Raw genomic sequence first — 19,410 nt, 5'->3', positions numbered from 1 at the left:
GAATAAAAAAACCTGTATATAATAAAGTTTTTTATTAATACTTTATTACAAATGTTCGAACTTAATTATCAATCTTTATTAAAAGACCACACTTAAAGTAGCTATTGAGGGAAATTTACATTTAAAGTAAATTTTATTGTCTAATGTGTAATAAGACTGCTAAATGTGATTGCCCCTAAAATATAGAAATCATTAAACGGACACATAGATTTTTCCATTTTTTTGAATAGATACATTTTTTGCGTACGAATATTTTCGTCCTCAATATTCTCTAAAATCCTCAATATTCTCTAAAATCCTCAATAGATTCTCAATCGTTAATTCATATAAACTTAATTGTGTTTTATTAAACGTCCTATAGAAGTCTTGTTCAATTTGATATATTTCTAAAAATAATGATGAAAAAACATATGGAACAATATCAATTATTGGCCAATTAAACGAAATAACAACACTTTTTTGATTTAATAAAAAAATTAAAGGAAAGCTAATTAATTCGTTGGTATCATATGTTTTATTAAATGCACTGTTTAAACTATCAGAAGAATCACATGCACTTAATAAAACTAATTGATAGTCAAACTTATTAAATTTAGTTTGGATTTCAGCAAATGATAATGATTTGTCTGAAAATGGTCCAGACATTGTTGCAAATATAGGATCATTATAATTAGATATAGGGAATCCATGTGATGCGAAATGTATAAAATCTGCCTCTTGAAATTTAGTTAAATCAACACCTTCTACAATATTTCTTATAGATACACTTTCAAACATTTTATATTTATTAGATAAACTTAATTCCGGTCTTAATAGTGGTAGCTCTTTAAAAATATGAAATGTCAATTTTGTCGAAAATATCTTGAACCATTTCCCATTCATTTAAATCTCTATAACATATCATTAAGTTCAAATAAATTTCTTGTATTAATTCGGTTTCTATATTATTTGAAAGTATGTCATTATAAATCTCAGCTGCATGCTTTAACTGTCCTATATCCATTAATGAAGTAGCAAAATTGCTAAGTACATCTATAGGTGGCTCTATTCCTAAACTACTATATAAACCAATTGCCGAAAAGAAATATTTGGTGGCGTATTCAAAATCTTGTTCTGAATAACTAACTGCTCCAGCTGCTACATGTAATTTGGCCACTAAATTTAAATTATCTCTCTCTCGAGCATTTGTTTCTGCTTCAGAAAGAATACGGTATGCAGATTGAAATGCATTATTAGATTGAAAAATTTCCGCTATTTTTATCGAAGTACGTACCTCCATATCGCAATCATCAATTTGACGTGAAAAATACACAACATCTCTCAGAAATATAATTTTAGATTCTGATGGAAGAGTAGTAACGACTTCCATTAAATAGATAATCAACTCACATAATTCTTTACCTGCATCTATACAATCATTTGTAATCGCACAATCTAATACTATTGGTAATTCAATAGCTAGTTGTTTATAGTTTTGTTCAAATACATATCGACTAAATTTCCCACAATGAATTAATACTTTCAAATCTTCATAATTAGTATTTTCAATAGCTGAACTTAAAATCTTGAGAAGCTCCACATTTTTTTTTGATATGGATGTTCCTTAGTCCATGAAATAAACTCTAGGCAATTTTTATGAAAATCCTTTGCTTGTATATTTTTGTTTATATTTTTTTTAAACGATTTTATGTTTTGATTTGCCGACAAAATTAATGTATTTGACATTGTATTCCCTCCTATATTCAAAATTATAATAAGAACTAATTTTTTTACTTAAAATATGTAACCACGTTAATAGTTTTAAGTATAACTCTTCTGTATTACGTATTTTATTAATTATAGAATTTTAAGGTTATTAATTAATGTCTAAACGAAATAAATTTAAATATTAAATAATTTTCGCCATAAAAAAAATGGCGAAACCTATACAACCTAGATTAAATCTAGATTAATAAATTTCGCCAATAGTATTGACAGTATACAATAAAATACGTCCACAATTCAACTGTGCGTTAAAGCGGGTAGTTAAAGCACGAGTAGCATTGAGTCCGATATACCAGTCTGCCTCTGAGCGAGCTACAGCAGAGGCATATAGATTATCATATGCTTTGCCAGGCTTTAGATTGGCAAAGCCATCTTTAATTGCCTTATCTGTAACAGAGGAAATCCATAAGCGTTTTAGAGGCTTTTTAATTTTCACTTTATCGAGTATCCAGCGTGCTACTAATTCACCTTCACGTCCAGCATCTGTAGCAATGATGACTTCACTGACATCATTACGTGTAAGCTGACTTTTGACCGCATTAAATTGCTTTCCAGTTTGCTTTATAACAGTTAATTTTAGTCGTTCAGGTAACATGGGTAGATCTTCAAGATTCCATGTTTTATATTTCACATCATAGCTTTCAGGGTCAGCCAGTGTCACAAGATGTCCAAGCGCCCAAGTAACAATGTATTTATCTCCCTCAAGGAAACCATTTCCTTTTTTATTACACTTCAGTACACGTGCGATATCACGTGCTACAGAAGGTTTTTCAGCGATTACTACGCTCTTTGCCATTGTTAACACCCTTTCATAGTTCCATGGTTTTAAATATAGCATAGGTTGAGTGGGTTCGCAGTTTAACTGCAATGGAAAATGGATTTGTTAGACAAAGAAATGGGAGGGAAGAAAATTTGTCATGATGAGCAAAAAAAATTCATATGGTATGTATGTGTTTATAGGTTTTTAATTTCTGTTCCATGTAAATTTTATGCTCGCAATTTTATGAAAAATCTATTTTGTTGCTAGACACCAAATTTTGAGAATGCTATATTTATGTTGTCATAGTATTTTTATAATTAGGAAAAAATAGAATACTTTATGGATTTGAATGATTTTTCCTGATTATAAGGAGTGATGGAGTATAGAGCTAGATGAAGGATGATAGGTGCCTATGGTAAAGAAAACGTTAAAACAAAGAATTGTAGACGCTTCAGTTGAATTGTTTCAGCAAGATGGTTATCACAATGTAACTGTGGATCGTATTGTGGAATATATTGGAGCATCAAAGGGTGGATTTTATCATAATTTTAAATCAAAAGATGAATTGTTATATGAAATTCATGATGTCTTTATTTCATATGTTATTCAACAATCGCAAGATGCATATGACAAATACGATACACCCATCACACGTTTGTGTGCCATGCTGCAAACACTGACACAAGTATTTGATATGTATCAAGCACATATTACGATTTTTTATGAAGAAAGTCGTTCACTCTCAGATGAATATAGTGACATCATCCATAAAAAGAGAGATCACTATCGAGATATTTTACAAAAAGTGATAGCCGAGGGTCAGGAAGCAAAGGTTTTTCGTACTGAATTACCTTGTACGATTGTCACTATGGCAATTGTCGGGATGATTAACTGGACATACAAATGGTTTAAGCAATCAGGACCATTAACTATGGAGCAAATCACAGATGTTTTTACCGATATGGTATTACGTGCGATTGTGACAGAACAAGCCATGGAAGAAGCGAAGCAATTTATAATAAAGGGGTAGCCAGTAGGAGACACTGGTTTTATTATTTGTTTTTACAAACCGACTAGTCGGTATTTCACTGTAAGCAATCGTTCTTGAGCTACATCTACTATGGCAAATTAGACATTAGGGGGATTAGGGATGAATTTTGAATTAACAAAAGAGCAAGAAATGATTCGAGACATGGTGCGTGATTTTGCTGAGAAGGAGATTAAACCGTATGCTCGTGAGGTTGATGAGACATCAACAATGAGAATAGAGAGCTTTAAGAAGATGGCAGAACTAGGCTTATTGGGTATCCCGTTTCCTGAAGAATATGGTGGATCAGGTGGTGATACGGTGTCCTATGCTTTAGCTGTAGAGGAAATTGGTCGAGCATGTGGAGGCACGGGGTTAAGCTATGCAGCTGCTGTTAGCTTAGGCGCCTCACCAATTTATAACTTCGGTACGGAGGAACAAAAGCAAGAATGGTTAGTTCCATTAGCTAAGGGTGAGACATTAGGATCATTCGGTTTAACAGAGCCAAATGCAGGTTCAGATGCTGGTGGCACACGTACTACAGCTGTTATTGATGGTGATGACTACATCATTAACGGAGAAAAATGCTGGATTACCAATGCAGGATATGCTCGACAAATTATTGTGACTGCGGTAACGGGTAAACGTGAAGATGGTAAAAAGATTATTTCTTCTATTATTGTGCCAACAAACACACCAGGTGTAACAATCAACTGTAATTATGACAAAATGGGTGTACGTGGCTCCAATACATGTGAGATTGTGTTAGAAAATGTTCGTGTCCCAAGAACAAATCTATTAGGGGATGAAAAACGTGGCTTTAGCCAGTTTTTAAATACACTTGATGGTGGGCGTATTTCCATCGCTGCCCTTTCTGTTGGAATTGCACAGGCTGCCTATGAAAAGGCACTAAAATTCGCGAAGGAACGTGAGCAATTTGGTGCACCTATTTCAAAGCTACAGGCGATCCAATTTAAATTAGCTGATATGGCGATGGAAATAGAGCTTGCTCGTACGCTAGTACATAAAGCGGCATGGTTAAAAGATCAAAAGAAGCCATTTGGCAAAGAAGCTGCGATGGCTAAACTATTTGCTTCTGAAATGGGCTTCCGTACATGTAATCAAGCAATCCAAATTCATGGTGGTTCTGGATATATGAAAGAATACGATGTAGAACGCCATTTACGTGACATTAAGTTAATGGAAATCGGTGAAGGAACATCTGAAATTCAACGTCTCGTTATTTCTCGTCTAATTGGCTGTTAATCATCATCAATTAAGTTAAATAGCATAAATAAGGGGGATCTTCATGGCAGAACTTGTGTATCAAACAATTGGTCAATTGCTAGATGAACAATCAAAAAAGTACCCGCAGAATGAAGCATTGGTCTACGCTGACAGAAATTTACGCATGACTTATGAGCAGCTAAATCGTCAAGCACGATACGTAGCGAGAGGTTTAATGGCTCTTGGAATTGAAAAGGGAGATCATATCGCAGTATGGACGACGAATGTTCCTGAGTGGGTACAGCTTCAATTTGGTACAGGGAAGATGGGTGCTCCAATTGTTACGGTAAATACGAATTACCGTGCGAGTGAGTTGGAGTATCTATTGAAGCAATCTGATGCTAAAACGATTTTTTTAATTGAAAATTATCGAGACCATTCTTTTATCAATACACTGCAAGAGTTATGTCCAGAGCTTGAACATTGTGAACCAGGTAATTTGCAATCAAAGCGACTACCTTTATTAAAAAATGTTATTTTAATCGGTGAAACGAAATACCCCGGCGTACTAAATTGGTCAGACGTTTTAACTGCTGCCAAGCAAGTATCCGAGGAACAGCTAGATCAAAGAGAGCACTCTCTACACTATGATGATGTCATTAATATTCAATATACGTCTGGTACAACAGGCTTTCCTAAGGGTGTAATGTTAACGCATTTTAATTTAGTCAACAATGCTGTCAACATTGCTGAGTGTATGCGTTTAACTGCAGAGGATCGTCTATGTATCCCAGTTCCATTTTTCCATTGCTTTGGTTGTGTCATAGGGACATTAGCCATTACTACGAGTGGTGGAACGATGGTACCAGTGCAGGAATTTTCACCTGAAGAGGTACTCAAAACCGTTCAACAAGAGAAATGTACTGCATTACATGGCGTGCCAACGATGTTCATTAGTGAACTGAATTTACCGAATTTTTCATCTTTCAATCTTTCAACTTTACGCACAGGAGTCATGGCTGGCTCAAACTGTCCAATTGAGGTCATGAAAGCGGTCATTGAGAAGATGGGGATGAAAGATATTACAATTTGCTATGGTCAAACAGAATCATCACCAGTTATTACGCAAACAAGAACAGAGGACCCGTTAGTGTTGAAGGTGGAGACGGTCGGCCGCGCATTACCTAACCTAGAAGTAAAGATTGTTGTTCCTGGTACAACGGAGGAAGCATCGACGAATGAACAGGGAGAGCTATGTACGAGGGGCTATCATGTGATGAAGGGCTACTATAAAAACCAAGAAGAAACAGATCTTGCGATTGACGAGGATGGTTGGTTGCACACAGGTGATTTAGCAACAATGGATGAAGCCGGTTTTATCCGTGTAACAGGACGTTTGAAGGATATGATTATTCGTGGTGGTGAAAACCTATATCCTCGTGAAATTGAGGAGTTCCTTTATACACATCCTAAAATTTCAGATGTTCAGGTTGCAGGTGTCCCTGACCCTGTCTATGGTGAGGAAGCGGCAGCTTGGATTGTGTTAAAAGAAGGAGAACAGGCAACAGAGGAAGAAATCCGAGATTATTGTCGGGATAAAATTTCTAGACATAAAATTCCTCGCCATATCTTCTTTATTGATAACTATCCAATGACTGCATCAGGAAAAGTTCAAAAATATAAATTACGAGAAGATTTTGTTATGACCGTAAAGTAAGGAGGGGCAGTGGATATGTTCAACAAGGTATTAATTGCAAATCGTGGGGAGATTGCTAGACGTGTGATCAGAACATGCAAGCGCCTAAATATTCATACGGTTGCTATCTATTCAGAGGCAGATGCTGAAAGCCTACATGTGAAAGATGCAGATGAGGCTTTCTGTGTAGGGAAGCCACCTGTTGCACAGAGCTATTTAAACATCGACCGCATTCTTGAAATTGCATTAGAAAGTGGCGCAGAGGCTGTTCATCCTGGCTATGGTTTACTATCAGAGAATGCAAATTTTGCGAAACGTTGTACAGAGGTAGGTTTAGTGTTTATCGGGCCAAGTGCAGATGTGATCGCTTCAATGGGCAGTAAACTAGAGGCACGTAAAACAATGAAAGCTGCTGGCGTGCCTATTGTAGAGGGTGTAGAAGCGCCTGTGAAAGATGTGGAAGAAGCCACTGACATAGCGGAGCGTTTAGGCTATCCCATTATGTTAAAGGCATCAGCAGGCGGGGGCGGTATCGGTATGCAGCTAGTTGAAAATGCCGAGGAACTGGCCAAAGCTTTTGAGGGCAATCAAAAGCGTGCACAATCATTCTTTGGTGATGGCACGATGTATATGGAGCGATTCATTGCTAACCCTCACCATGTCGAAGTGCAGATTATTGCAGATCATCAGGGCAATGTTGTTCCGTTATTTGAACGTGAATGCTCTATTCAACGAAGAAATCAAAAAGTAGTAGAAGAAGCACCATCACCGTTTATTTCACAAGAGACAAGAGAAAAAATGCTAGAAGTGTCGGTTAAGGCGGCGAAGCATATTGGTTATGTCAATGCTGGAACAATTGAGTATTTGGTTGATGAAAATCAAAACTTTTATTTCTTAGAGATGAATACAAGATTACAGGTAGAGCATCCCGTAACAGAGGAAATTACGAAGCTTGATTTAGTAGAAGAGCAATTAAAAATTGCGGCAAAACAACCGCTTGCATTTACTAGAGAAAGTATGACTAAAGAAGGGCATGCGATTGAAGTGCGGATATACGCTGAAAATCCTTCGACATTCTTCCCTTCTCCAGGTACCATTACGACTCTTGAATTACCGACAGGTGAAGGAGTGCGACATGAATGTGGTGTAGAGTCTGGTTCAGTGGTCACACCATTCTATGATCCAATGATTAGTAAATTGGTGGTGTGGGGAGAAACGAGAGCGATTGCCTGTGAGAGATTAACGCAAGCACTAAAGGCGTATAAAGTCGAGGGTATTCAAACGAATATTCCGATGTTGTTAAAAACCGTCACTCATGAGCAATTTTTAAAAGGCTATACGACGACTAAATTTGTAGAGCAATATTATTTACCGCAATTAGCAGAAACAAAATAACAATTTTCATGTATTCGTGCTTCCATAGAAGGGCGAATGCATGATTAAAAAATTAGGAGTGAATAATTATGGCAACAGTAAAAGCAAGCATGGCAGGAACAGTATGGAAAATCGTAGTAGCAGAGGGCGAGAAAGTGACAGCAGGTCAAGATGTAGCCATTTTAGAATCGATGAAAATGGAAATTCCAATTGCAGCAGAAGAGGATGGCGTCGTGACGAAAATCATTGCCAATGAGGGAGACTTCATTAACGTTGATGATGATATTTTAGAAATTGAATAAGAGGAGGCTTCTTTATGCAGCTACCTAAGCAAGTCATAATCAAAGAAGTTGGTCCCCGTGATGGCTTACAAAATGAAAAAACGCATATTTCAACAGCTGATAAAGTGCAATTAGTTAATTTATTAAGTCAAACAGGATTAAATTATATTGAAGTGACATCGTTTGTGCATCCGAAATGGATTCCTCAATTGGCAGATGCAGTCGAGGTTCTGCAAGCCATTAAAAGACATAAGGATATTACCTATGCAGCACTTGTACCCAATATGCGTGGCTTAGAACGTGCATTACAGGCTGAAGTAGATGAAGTAAGTATTTTTATGTCTGCTAGTGAAAGTCATAACCAAAGTAATATTAATAAAACGATAGAAGATACATTTCCCATATTAGAGGAAGTTGTGGTAGGAGCTAAGGCTGCAAAGAAACATGTTCGAGGCTATATCTCAACGGTTATTGGTTGTCCTTATGAGGGGTATATCCATCCTGATAAGGTACTACGAGTAACGGAAAAATTATTGGAGATGGGTGTGACTGAAATATCGCTTGGCGACACAATTGGTGTTGGTGTACCGACGCAGGTTGAATTTCTTTTAGAGGAATTACTAAAAAGATATCCTGCTGAAAGATTTGCCATGCATTTTCATGATACGCGTGGAACAGCACTAGCTAATATTATGAAATCCTTAGAAATGGGTATTTCTAAGTTTGATAGTGCGCTTGGTGGGCTAGGGGGTTGTCCATATGCTAAGGGTGCCTCAGGCAATGTAGCCACAGAAGATTTATTGTATTTATTCGATGAGATGGGCATTGAAACAGGAGTAGATCGACAAAAGGTGCTAGAGGCGGCACTCTTTATTGAAGAGAAATTAGGCAAAGCTGTTGCATCGAAGCAAATGGCTATTGTCCGCAATGAAAGGAGTGCAAATCAACGATGACACAACTCGTTCGTTTTGAATTACTAGAGGGTAGTATTGGACTAATTACTCTTTCAAGACCAGAAGCTGCTAACGCTATGTCGGTTCAATTACTTCATGAGCTGTCTGACACGCTTGATCAAATCAATGGAGATCCAGCAGTGCGCGTAGTCCTTCTAACAGGTGCAGGCGAAAAGGCATTTTGTGCAGGTGCTGATTTAAAGGAACGTAAAGGAATGTCCGATCGACAAGTGAAGCAGATTGTGCAGCTGATTGGCGCCACTGTGGCAAAAGTTGAAACGCTTGCACAGCCTGTCATTGCTGTCCTAAATGGCGTAGCTTTTGGCGGAGGCTTGGAGTTGGCACTAGCTTGTGATTTACGTATTGCGGCTACAAATGTAAAGCTAGGTCTAACAGAAACATCGCTCGGTATTATTCCAGGAGCTGGGGGAACACAACGACTTCCACGTCTAATTGGTCTTGGCAAAGCAAAGGAATTAATTTATACAGCACGTAGGCTGAATGCCGAAGAAGCTAAACATTATGGCATTATCGAGTATGTTTATGAAGGACATGAGGTATTAGAGAAGGCACAACAGCTTGCACTGGAAATGGCAAAAAACGCACCACTCTCTTTAGTGCAAGCCAAAGTTGCGATCAATCAAGGTGTTGAGGTAGATTTAGCTACCGGGTTAAAAATTGAATCACTTGCATATAGTGCACTGATCCCAACAGAAGACCGATTAGAGGGCTTACTTGCTTTCCAAGAGAAGCGAGCGCCACAATATTCAGGGAAATAAAACGCCAAGAAACAATTTTGGTGTAATCGATTGGGCAAAGGGAGGAAATAAACATGAGCAATATCTCGACAGAAAATACGCCACCTACAATGAAAGATAAAATACTAGCAGGTGGATTACCAAAATATCATGACAAAAATGCACAGCAAGGTAAGCTATTTGTACGTGAGCGTCTTGAACTATTACTTGATGATGGTCTTCAATCAGAGGATGGGCTCTATGCGAACTGTTTAGCAGGGGATTTACCAGCAGATGGTGTTGTCACTGGTATTGGTAAAATTCATGGTCGCACGGTTTGTGTGCTAGCCAATGATTCAACGATTAAAGCGGGTTCTTGGGGAAAACGCACAGTTGAAAAAATGATTCGCATTCAAGAAACTGCTGAAAAGTTGAATTGTCCATTACTCTATTTAGTAGATTCAGCAGGTGCACGTATTACAGATCAGCTAGAAATGTTCCCAGGACGTAGAGGTGCAGGACGCATTTTCTACAACCAAGTCAAGCTGTCAGGAAAAGTTCCGCAAATTTGCTTATTATTCGGTCCTTCCGCAGCAGGCGGTGCCTATATCCCTGCATTTTGCGATATCGTTGTGATGGTAGAAGGGAATGCTTCCATGTATTTAGGATCTCCTCGTATGGCCGAAATGGTTATCGGTGAGAAAGTGGATTTAGAAACAATGGGTGGCGCAAAAATGCACTGTTCCGTTTCTGGTTGTGGAGATGTGCTTGTTAAAACAGAACAGGAGGCCATTACTTATGCGCGTAAATATTTGGGTTACTTCCCGAATAACTATGCAGAACGCAGCAAGGTAGAGGCACCTAAACCACCGGCTACATTTGATAAATCTATTGAAGAATTAATTCCTCAAAACCAAAATGTTCCATTTGATATGTATAAGCTAATTGATCGTATTATCGATGAAGATTCGTTTTGTGAGGTCAAGAAATTATTTGCACCCGAATTAATTACAGGCCTTGCACGAATTAATGGACAATCAGTTGGCATTATCGCTAACCAACCACGTGTCAAGGGAGGCGTGCTATTCCATGATTCTGCTGATAAAGCGGCGAAATTTATTTCCCTTTGTGATGCATTCAATATACCGCTGTTATTCTTAGCAGACGTTCCAGGCTTTATGATTGGTACTCAGGTAGAAAAAGCAGGAATCATCCGTCATGGTGCTAAAATGATTTTTGCCATGAGTGAGGCAACTGTTCCTAAGCTAACGGTCATTGTGCGTAAAGCATATGGTGCAGGATTATATGCGATGGCTGGCCCTGCGTTTGAACCAGACTGCTGTATTGCATTATCAAATGCACAAATTGCCGTAATGGGACCAGAAGCTGCTGTCAATGCCGTCTATGCCAATAAAATTGCAGAACTTCCAAAAGAAGAACAAGCAAGCTTCATTGCCGAGAAACGTAAAGAATATCAAGAGGAAATTGATGTGTATCGTTTAGCTTCAGAGCTTATCATTGATGATGTGATTGAACCTAATGAGCTACGTAAGGTACTAGAAAATCGCTTAGAACTTTATATGTCAAAATACTTATTATTCTCACAACGTAAGCATGGGGTAAACCCAGTTTAAACATACTTATTGCAAGGCTGTCTCTGCTGCTAGGAGACAGCTTTTTTGGATGATAATTTTTTTCAGCTACTTGCAAGCTATAGTTGAGCATATTAAAATATGGGAAGGAATAAAGGGAAGTGGGTGTTAAGCTTGTCTAAAAACAACATAGCGGATGTTCAGAATAATGCCAAGCTCCCATTACCATATCGGGATGTCATTGATACATATTATTTGCCGCTAAAGATCGCAGGTTGGATTTTATTTAGTATCTATTCATTTATGGCTTTTTATAAATTGGTTATTGATCGCTTAGTAGATGTAGTCGTCGTTTTATTTAAAGGAGATTACTCGATAGGTGACTTAGGATTGTTTGATTATAGTAGTTGGCGATTAACTACTAATTTTATTCCCTTCGAAACGATTCTCCGTTATATAAACTACTCTCAATATTTTAATTGGGAAATTATAATCGTTAACTTACTTGGCAACTTATTAATTTTTACGCCAATGGGCTTTTTACTGCCATTACTATCGAAGAAATTCCGAAAAGCGTGGGTCATTATTTGTTTAGGCTTTTTTTCTAGTCTTGCTGTCGAAACCGTTCAATTTATTTTTACCGTCGGCTCTGCGGATATTGATGATTTAATTTTAAATACAATTGGTGCATGGCTTGGTTACTTAGCTTATAAAGGTATATTGATTAGACCCAAAAAATGAGAAAGACAGTCCAGAATGAGGGGCTGTTTTTTTACGTCGATTAACACTGTTTGATTAGTGTATATGGTAATAAATTTTATTGAAAATAGTATGGAGTTAATAAATGTATGTGAAAAATATTGGCTTTATAAGAGTCTTTATACCTAATTTCGAAAATAGTTAGTATCTCTTTAGGAGGTTAGTAGTAATTAGTGCTTGAATTTAATAGTGAAAATTCCGATAATGAGTGTACAGAAACTATTCAAATGGTATAGATAGAGTGTAAGTAAGTATGTTCATATCTATTATCTAATTAGCATATGAAGATAGAAGGGCGAGGTGAAAACTATGAAAATATCAAATTTAATGGAACAAGAAAGAATTTCATCGCAGCATAATCGTAAAAAGATATTGCAACGTAAAGAGGCGGGAGATGCATATAGAAAAAATGCGATGTATTTCCAGCCAAAGAAAAACCCATTATTGATTGAACTGGAAAATCTACTGTTAGGACGTACTGACCAGGATTTATATGAACAGCAACAAGTAGAGTCGAAAGAAGTAACGCCTCAACAGCAAGCCATTATGGAAGATTTGCAGCAAACAGAAAAGAATGTACGTGCCCATGAGCAAGCTTATAAAGTAGGAATGAATGATAACGCTGATTCCTCGGATATATCCGATTCAGAGCTAAATGACACACTGCATATTTTAGAGCAGGTACGTAATGCAGCATTGTCATCAGCAGAGCCTTCTCCACAAGATTTACGTGTGGCACAAAGCGTTGATGCTCAAATACAGTATATGTTAAATGATTCAAGTTTTGACGATGTTACCACTAACGAAGGCGAACCATCTTTTGTACGTGACATTATTGAAGTGAAGGTTCCTGAACGTTTCTCGAAGGAATTGAAATTGGACCCATTTGCAGATACAATTTTCGGTAAGAACTATGAGACTGCATTCAGGTTAAGAGCATTCAAACAGGCATCGGAAAGATATGCGGCTCACGTTCAAATGACGAAAAATGGCTATCGCCCAGACAAGGATTCTATGTTCTCTTTGATAGCCTGATGCTGTAGATAGGAGATTGTTGAAATGGCAAAGGCAAAGCATGCGAAAACGAATGCAATTCGATTATTAGAACAACAAAAAATTCATTTTGATGTGATTGAATACGAAACCGGGGATGGTCAAGTTGATGGTGTTTCTGTAGCTGAGAAAATTGGTCAGCCAGTTGCTCGGGTATTTAAAACATTAGTAGCAAAAGCAAGTGCACAAAAGTTATTTGTATTTGTCATTCCTGTAGCCGAGGAGCTGGACTTAAAAGCAGCTGCAAAGGTAGTTGGGGAAAAGAAAATTGAAATGTTAGCGGTAAAAGATCTACTGGGCCATACTGGTTATGTTCGTGGTGGATGTTCACCAGTAGGGATGAAGAAGTTATATCCAACGGTCATTGATGCATCTGCTCAAGATCAAGGAAGCATAATCGTTAGTGCTGGGAAAATTGGTATGCAAATTCATGTTCAAGTAGAAGATCTGAAGACTATAACAAAGGCACAACTTGCCTCAATTACAACTACCCATGAGTGAGAAAATGGGTAGTTTTTTATGTGGTAAGATGAACGGTTTAGTTCAAGCACTATAGCTTAATTTTTGTTGAAAGTATGATACAGTAATAGCAATATATTCATAGAGAGAAGGATAAGGAATGCGTAGAATAATGGGGTGGCGTTGGACCTTTTTTATTGGTGGCTTAATTGTGATGTCACTTGGCATCACGATGTCGATAAAAGGAAAAATTGTTGGGACAAGCCCGTGGGATGTTTTACATGTGGGTCTATTCCAAAATTTTGGTTTAAGTATTGGTACTTGGTCTATTGTAACAGGACTCTTTATAGTTGCTTCAACATCCATTGCGTTGCGTCAATGGCCAAAGATAGGCACTTGGCTCAATATGCTACTAATCGGCTCATTCATTGATGTATTTAACTGGATGTTGCCCTCAACGGATGTATATGGCTTACAAATTACATATTTTATTATTGGTTTATTTGTTTTGAGCTTTGGCTGTGGGATGTATATCGCACCGAATATGGGCGCAGGACCAAGGGATACCTTAATGATGATACTTGTCGAAAAGTTTGGCGGATCTATTAAAACAGCAAGAATGGGAATTGAAGTACTCGTAACCATTGTTGGCTGGCTACTAGGAGGACCAGTTGGAGTAGGGACAGTATTAATCGCCTTAACTTCAGGCTATATTGTGCAATATTCATTACCGTATTGTCGTAAAATATTAATGAAATGTATTGGGCATATTGAAGGCATGAAGCCATTTTATTAAATCATGAAGCTACTTAGATCTGTAAAGGATAGAAGTAGCTTTTCATTTTTTTTAGCGTTCCTTCATATAATGCAGGGCAGAAGCTAAAGGAGGAACGACATTTGAACGGAAATGTAACGTATTATTTTGGACACGCATTGACTGGGCAAGGTGTGAAAAATTTATATAAAGAAATGATGGAAGAAGCGGCTCTCGTTTATTTTTTGCAAGGGCCCGCTACCTTTAAAGGTTCAGAACTGTTAAAAGAACTAGGATATTTTTATGTGAAACAGGGCTTTGCTGTTGAGTGGTTTAAGCATGCTTTATTAGAAGAGGTTGTAGAAGCCGTTTATGTAAAAGGCTGTAACAGACTTTTTGTATGGGCTTCTGAGTGGAATATCGAGCCAACTTTACTCGGTACAAAGCATCGTGTCATGTCTTTCTACGATTGTTTAGAGGACATACAGCTTGAAAAGGTTGGAGAACAGCTTGCAGAGGCGATGCAGGAGCGGGTAACTTGGCGTGAAAAATGCATAGCGAAACTGGATCAAGCAATCAAGCTTCATGATGACTGGGAGGTTGTCACACAAAGCTGTATGAACTGGCAGGCATTAAATGAACAGGTGGAAAATTTAAAGACGGAAGTGTTCCAATCCATTGTTTTGAATAAAACGGGCATGCGGACACATCGTTTACTTGGAACGTTAACTCCTAGAGGTGCGGAAAATACAGTGGATAGTATCACCAAAAGTATCACGACTCGCTTCATGATTAAAGGCAAGCCAGGTACAGGTAAATCTTCACTAATGAAAAGCTTAGCGGATGAGGCAAATGCAAGAGGGCTTGATGCACAAATTATTTGGTGTGGCTTAGATGCGGGATCTGTGGATATGGTCATTATCCCAGAGCTCAATTTCTGTATCTTTGATAGCACAGAGCCCCATATCTTTGATCCAGAGGATGGTAGGTTAGGGGATAAGATTTTTGATATTGGGCAACATTGTGCGCTTTCAGAGGAAGCAGAGACTGCGATTGAGGCAGTCCGAGTACAATACAAAGAAGCTATACAGGATGCGATGGGTCATTCCAAACGATATGCAGAAGCTGAATATACCGTTCGGCGTTTATTAGATCATTGTCTATCTGCCTCTTTATGGCGAGAAAAAACAGCGCCACTATTCGAAAGATTAACAAAGTAATGTAGCTAATGGCTTGCATGTGCTAAACTAGGAGCGAGAACAGTTTTCCTAGGAAAGGATGATACGCTTGTCTAAAGTATTGAATGCATTTTTAGATGAAAACCTACAAGCCCTACATGAACAAGGCTTATACAATGAAATCGATCCAGTAGAGGGAGCAAATGGGCCGATTATTCAGGTCCGTGGCAAAAATCTTGTTAACTTATCCTCTAACAACTATCTTGGTTTAGCAACAAATGAAGAATTAAAGCGTATTGCCAAAGAGACAATTGATAAATACGGTGTTGGAGCAGGTGCTGTTCGTACAATCAATGGCACACTTGACTTGCACGTTAAATTAGAAGAAAAGCTTGCGGAATTTAAAGGAACAGAAGCGGCTATTTCTTATCAATCTGGCTTTAATTGTAATATGGCTGCTATTTCGGCTGTAATGGATAAAAATGATGCCATTCTATCTGATCAATTGAACCATGCCTCTATTATTGATGGCTGTCGCTTATCAAAGGCGAAAATCATTGCATTTAATCACTCCGATATGGATGATTTACGTGCTAAGGCAAAGGCGGCAAAGGAATCAGGCTTATACAATAAAATCATGGTTATCACAGATGGTGTGTTCTCAATGGATGGTGATATTGCTAAACTACCTGAAATTGTGGAAATTGCTAAAGAGTTTGATTTAATAACGTATGTGGATGATGCACATGGTTCAGGTGTAACAGGTAAAGGAAAAGGAACTGTGAAGCATTTTGGATTAGAAAAAGAAATTGACTTCCAAATTGGTACATTATCAAAAGCCATTGGTGTAGTAGGTGGCTATGTAGCAGGTAAGAAAAATTTAATTGATTGGCTAAAAGTTCGCTCACGCCCATTCCTATTCTCAACAGCGTTACCGCCAGGTGATGTTGCCGCTATTACAGCAGCTGTGCAAATGCTGATTGATTCAACAGAGCTACACGATAAGCTGTGGGATAATGGAAACTATTTAAAAGCGGGACTTGAGAAGCTTGGCTTTAATATTGGTGCGTCTGAGACACCAATTACACCATGTATCATTGGGGATGAGAAGTTGACACAGGAATTTTCAAAGCGTTTATTTGAAGAAGGCGTTTATGCAAAATCGATTGTCTTCCCAACAGTTCCAAAGGGTACAGGTCGCGTTCGGAATATGCCAACAGCGGCACATACAAAAGAAATGCTTGATAATGCAATTGCGATTTACGAGAAGGTTGGTCGCGAATTAGGCGTTATTCAATAAGAAAAAGGCTTCCTCATAGATGGGGAAGCCTTTTTTGCGTGATAGAAATGAAAAAGTGCAGGATAGAATCAAAAAAGTGACTGATAGAAGCTGAAATGTAACTGATAGCGATCTAAAACTAGATAATCGCTTTATTTTGAGCCAATAATTTTGGCTGCCTTGAGCTGTTGAATATCTGGATCCGAAATATTTAATGCCTGTAAAATTTCCTCATTATGTTGCCCTAAAGTAGGAGCTGCACTTGTTAGCTGTCCAGGTGTTTGCGAGAATTTGGCTGGGAAGCCTAGTGTTCGCATTGGTCCAGCAGTTGGGTGCTCATAGGACAGTACCATGCCACGCTCTAGAATATGTGGATCATTCAATGTTTGATCGTAGGAATAGATTGGGCTAGATGGTACGCCGTGTTTATCTAAAAGTTCGAGCCAGTAGGTAGCCTTATGCTTGATTAGCTCGCTTTCAATTTCTGCCTCCAGCACCTTCACATGTTGGGCACGTGAATAGTTGGTAGCAAAGAGGGGATTGTCTAACCAATCAGGTCGATTGACAACCTTAGCCGCGAAAATCTCCCATAGCTTTTGATTGCCAGCACCTACTAGAATATAGTCATCCTGTGTTTTGAAACCTTGATAGGGCGCGGACACACGATGGGCTGTTCCTGTTCGCTCAGGTAGCTCACCTTGTCCGAAATAAGCAGCAGCCTCCCAAACAGTCCATGCAAGACCTGACTCCACTAAGGAAACATCAATATATTGTCCTTCGCCACTACGAAGCTTATAAATATAGGCCATTAAAATGGACTGTAAGGCTGTTTGAGCAGCAGCAATATCATTCACCGCAAAGCCAACTTTGACAGGTCGGCCATCTGCTTCACCTGTCATATGCATTAAGCCGCTCAGACCCTGTGCCATAATATCATAGCCACCCTTTTGACTATAAGGACCTGTTTGACCATAGCCTGAAATAGAACAGTAAATAAGGCCAGGATTGATGGTTTTTAATGTGTCATAATCAATACCAAGCTTTTTCGTGACACCTGGTCGATAATTTTCAACCAATACATCGACAGATTGAATCAGTTCTTTAAACAAAGCCAGTCCCTCAGCAGTTTTTAAATTGATGCAGACACCTTTTTTATTACGATTAACCATCATGTACATATGACTTTCTTCATTAACGAAAGGACCCATTGTACGGGTATCGTCTCCATTTGGGTATTTTTCAATTTTAATAACTTCTGCACCCATATCTGCTAACACCATAGTGCAATAAGGGCCTGCTAAGACTTGTGATAAATCGACAACCTTTAATCCTTGTAATGCTTGTTTCATTTAACCTCAGTCCCATCCTGTTTGACTAATGTGATGTTGCGTAATCCTTTGACAGAGGTGGCACCTGCTAATGCGATGGAAACCTTTAATTCATCATAAAGATTGGTCATCACCTTTTCGACACCTTGTTGTCCTTCAAGAGCTAGCCCATAGACGAAAGGACGTCCAATTGCAACGGCATCCGCTCCTAAAGCAAGTGCTTTTAAGGCATCCATGCCACGATATACACCACTATCTAATATAATAGGAATTTGTCCATTTACAGCTTCTGCAATAGCAGGAAGGGCATCAAGTGAACCAATAACGCCATCTAATTGACGGCCACCGTGGTTTGATACAATAATGCCATCAATACCATTATCGATAGCTAGCTTCGCATCTTCAGGATGTAATATTCCCTTCAATAGTATAGGAAGGTTTGTACGCTTTTTTAATTCTCGTACATGCGCCCAATTAAGTGTTGGGTGGAAGACATTTTGCAAGACACCTTGTACATAGGACTCAAATGAATCATCAGGTAAAGTGGCAGTAAAAACAGGATCATTCATATAATTGCCTCGTGCATAGCCTAGCTTCAATGGTGAAAATTGATTGCGGACATCTTCTTCGCGCCAGCCAAGCATTACGGTATCGACAGTTAAAACGATTGCTTCAAATCCCGCTGCCTCCGCACGTGCAGCCATACTAAAAGCAATTTCTTCATTAGTAGACCAATATAATTGAAACCACTTTGTTGCAGAAGGAGCAGCTTGAGCAACTTCTTCAAGAGCATAAGTGGAAACAGTGCTTTGAATATAAGGGATATTTAAATTCTGGGCGGCACGTGCAACGGCAAGCTCACCTTCATCGTGAACCATTCCGTTCATGCCAACAGGAGCAAAGAGCAAAGGAGTTGGATATGTTTTACCAAACAAATGAATTGATGTATCAACGTTTGACACATCATTTAAAAAGCGGGGAACAATGGAATACTTCTCAAAAGCTGCACGATTATTGCGCAGTGTTTGTTCACCACCAGCACCAGAACGGATGTAGCCAAAAGGTCCAGCTTCGATTTTTTCCGCTACGGCCTTTTCTAAATCTGCAAAGCAAATGGGGAAGGGGGCTTGTGCAGTGATATTTTTTAAGAGTAGATCACCATCAGTTGTGTTTGTCATCGTTACTACCT

Annotated in this window: 19 protein-coding genes and 1 pseudogene; 14 read left to right on the top strand and 6 right to left on the bottom strand. The window is 38.5% G+C overall.

Annotated elements, in window-relative coordinates; translation table 11 throughout:
• Positions 1-261: 261 nt before the first annotated feature.
• From ACEVFT_RS00815 to ACEVFT_RS00800, 4 genes and pseudogenes are all read right to left on the bottom strand, one after another.
• Positions 262-846 (bottom strand): CHAT domain-containing protein, encoded by a 585-nt coding sequence (locus ACEVFT_RS00815; RefSeq protein ID WP_393947615.1) that lies wholly within the window; start codon positions 844-846, stop codon positions 262-264.
• Positions 827-1,579, bottom strand: a complete 753-nt coding sequence (locus ACEVFT_RS00810) for a tetratricopeptide repeat protein (RefSeq protein WP_393947613.1) — start codon at positions 1,577-1,579, stop codon at positions 827-829. The genes ACEVFT_RS00815 and ACEVFT_RS00810 overlap by 20 nt, the downstream gene beginning before the upstream one ends.
• Positions 1,558-1,725 carry a hypothetical protein gene (locus tag ACEVFT_RS00805; RefSeq protein WP_393947612.1) on the bottom strand — a complete coding sequence of 56 codons (168 nt, stop codon included), beginning with the start codon at positions 1,723-1,725 and terminating at the stop codon, positions 1,558-1,560. Before ACEVFT_RS00805 ends, ACEVFT_RS00810 begins: the two co-directional genes overlap by 22 nt.
• Positions 1,726-1,963: 238 nt before the next feature.
• Positions 1,964-2,560 (bottom strand): annotated as a pseudogene (locus ACEVFT_RS00800) (toprim domain-containing protein); the annotation flags it as partial.
• Positions 2,561-2,936: 376 nt separating this feature from the next.
• Between ACEVFT_RS00800 and ACEVFT_RS00795 the strand changes: the two are divergent.
• From ACEVFT_RS00795 to ACEVFT_RS00730, 14 genes are all read left to right on the top strand, one after another.
• Entirely contained in the window at positions 2,937-3,554 is a 618-nt protein-coding gene (locus tag ACEVFT_RS00795) for a TetR/AcrR family transcriptional regulator (RefSeq protein WP_205446690.1), read from the top strand.
• A 120-nt stretch (positions 3,555-3,674) separates the two neighbouring features.
• Complete coding sequence (locus ACEVFT_RS00790; RefSeq protein WP_036078132.1) at positions 3,675-4,817, top strand: acyl-CoA dehydrogenase; 1,143 nt, start codon at positions 3,675-3,677, stop codon at positions 4,815-4,817.
• 43 nt (positions 4,818-4,860) lie between these two features.
• Positions 4,861-6,495: an AMP-binding protein gene (locus tag ACEVFT_RS00785; protein ID WP_393947610.1), complete on the top strand. Its 1,635-nt coding sequence runs from the start codon at positions 4,861-4,863 to the stop codon at positions 6,493-6,495.
• A 15-nt stretch (positions 6,496-6,510) separates the two neighbouring features.
• A complete protein-coding gene (locus ACEVFT_RS00780) occupies positions 6,511-7,869 on the top strand; it encodes an acetyl-CoA carboxylase biotin carboxylase subunit (protein ID WP_393947609.1) in 1,359 nt (452 codons plus the stop codon).
• A 68-nt stretch (positions 7,870-7,937) separates the two neighbouring features.
• Positions 7,938-8,150, top strand: a complete 213-nt coding sequence (locus ACEVFT_RS00775) for an acetyl-CoA carboxylase biotin carboxyl carrier protein subunit (protein WP_031418413.1) — start codon at positions 7,938-7,940, stop codon at positions 8,148-8,150.
• 14 nt (positions 8,151-8,164) lie between these two features.
• Entirely contained in the window at positions 8,165-9,082 is a 918-nt protein-coding gene (locus ACEVFT_RS00770; RefSeq protein ID WP_393947608.1) for a hydroxymethylglutaryl-CoA lyase, read from the top strand.
• The gene (locus tag ACEVFT_RS00765; RefSeq protein WP_393947607.1) at positions 9,079-9,861 is read left to right on the top strand and encodes an enoyl-CoA hydratase; all 783 of its coding nucleotides are present in this window, start codon (positions 9,079-9,081) and stop codon (positions 9,859-9,861) included. Before ACEVFT_RS00770 ends, ACEVFT_RS00765 begins: the two co-directional genes overlap by 4 nt.
• 53 nt (positions 9,862-9,914) lie before the next feature.
• Positions 9,915-11,453, top strand: coding sequence for an acyl-CoA carboxylase subunit beta (locus ACEVFT_RS00760; RefSeq protein WP_393947606.1), 1,539 nt, complete (start codon positions 9,915-9,917; stop codon positions 11,451-11,453).
• Positions 11,454-11,585: 132 nt separating this feature from the next.
• Entirely contained in the window at positions 11,586-12,152 is a 567-nt protein-coding gene (locus ACEVFT_RS00755; protein ID WP_393947604.1) for a VanZ family protein, read from the top strand.
• Positions 12,153-12,497: 345 nt separating this feature from the next.
• Positions 12,498-13,205, top strand: a complete 708-nt coding sequence (locus ACEVFT_RS00750; protein WP_393947602.1) for a hypothetical protein — start codon at positions 12,498-12,500, stop codon at positions 13,203-13,205.
• Positions 13,206-13,229: 24 nt separating this feature from the next.
• Positions 13,230-13,724: a Cys-tRNA(Pro) deacylase gene (gene ybaK / locus ACEVFT_RS00745; RefSeq protein WP_342533815.1), complete on the top strand. Its 495-nt coding sequence runs from the start codon at positions 13,230-13,232 to the stop codon at positions 13,722-13,724.
• A 118-nt stretch (positions 13,725-13,842) separates the two neighbouring features.
• Entirely contained in the window at positions 13,843-14,478 is a 636-nt protein-coding gene (locus ACEVFT_RS00740) for a YczE/YyaS/YitT family protein (protein WP_393947598.1), read from the top strand.
• Positions 14,479-14,579: 101 nt separating this feature from the next.
• Positions 14,580-15,656 carry a nucleotide kinase gene (locus ACEVFT_RS00735; protein ID WP_393947597.1) on the top strand — a complete coding sequence of 359 codons (1,077 nt, stop codon included), beginning with the start codon at positions 14,580-14,582 and terminating at the stop codon, positions 15,654-15,656.
• Positions 15,657-15,714: 58 nt separating this feature from the next.
• Positions 15,715-16,914, top strand: a complete 1,200-nt coding sequence (locus tag ACEVFT_RS00730) for a glycine C-acetyltransferase (RefSeq protein ID WP_342442374.1) — start codon at positions 15,715-15,717, stop codon at positions 16,912-16,914.
• 131 nt (positions 16,915-17,045) lie between these two features.
• On the opposite strand, the gene ACEVFT_RS00725 is transcribed toward ACEVFT_RS00730, so the two are convergent.
• The gene (locus tag ACEVFT_RS00725; protein WP_393947596.1) at positions 17,046-18,242 is read right to left on the bottom strand and encodes a CaiB/BaiF CoA transferase family protein; all 1,197 of its coding nucleotides are present in this window, start codon (positions 18,240-18,242) and stop codon (positions 17,046-17,048) included.
• Positions 18,239-19,399 carry an alpha-hydroxy acid oxidase gene (locus ACEVFT_RS00720; protein ID WP_393947594.1) on the bottom strand — a complete coding sequence of 387 codons (1,161 nt, stop codon included), beginning with the start codon at positions 19,397-19,399 and terminating at the stop codon, positions 18,239-18,241. The genes ACEVFT_RS00725 and ACEVFT_RS00720 overlap by 4 nt, the downstream gene beginning before the upstream one ends.
• Between the last annotated feature and the right edge of the window lie 11 nt (positions 19,400-19,410).

This window comes from Lysinibacillus sp. PWR01 (assembly GCF_043359455.1).
Taxonomy (GTDB): Bacteria; Bacillota; Bacilli; order Bacillales_A; family Planococcaceae; genus Lysinibacillus; species Lysinibacillus fusiformis_F.
This window is presented reverse-complemented; position numbering and strand designations above follow the sequence as displayed.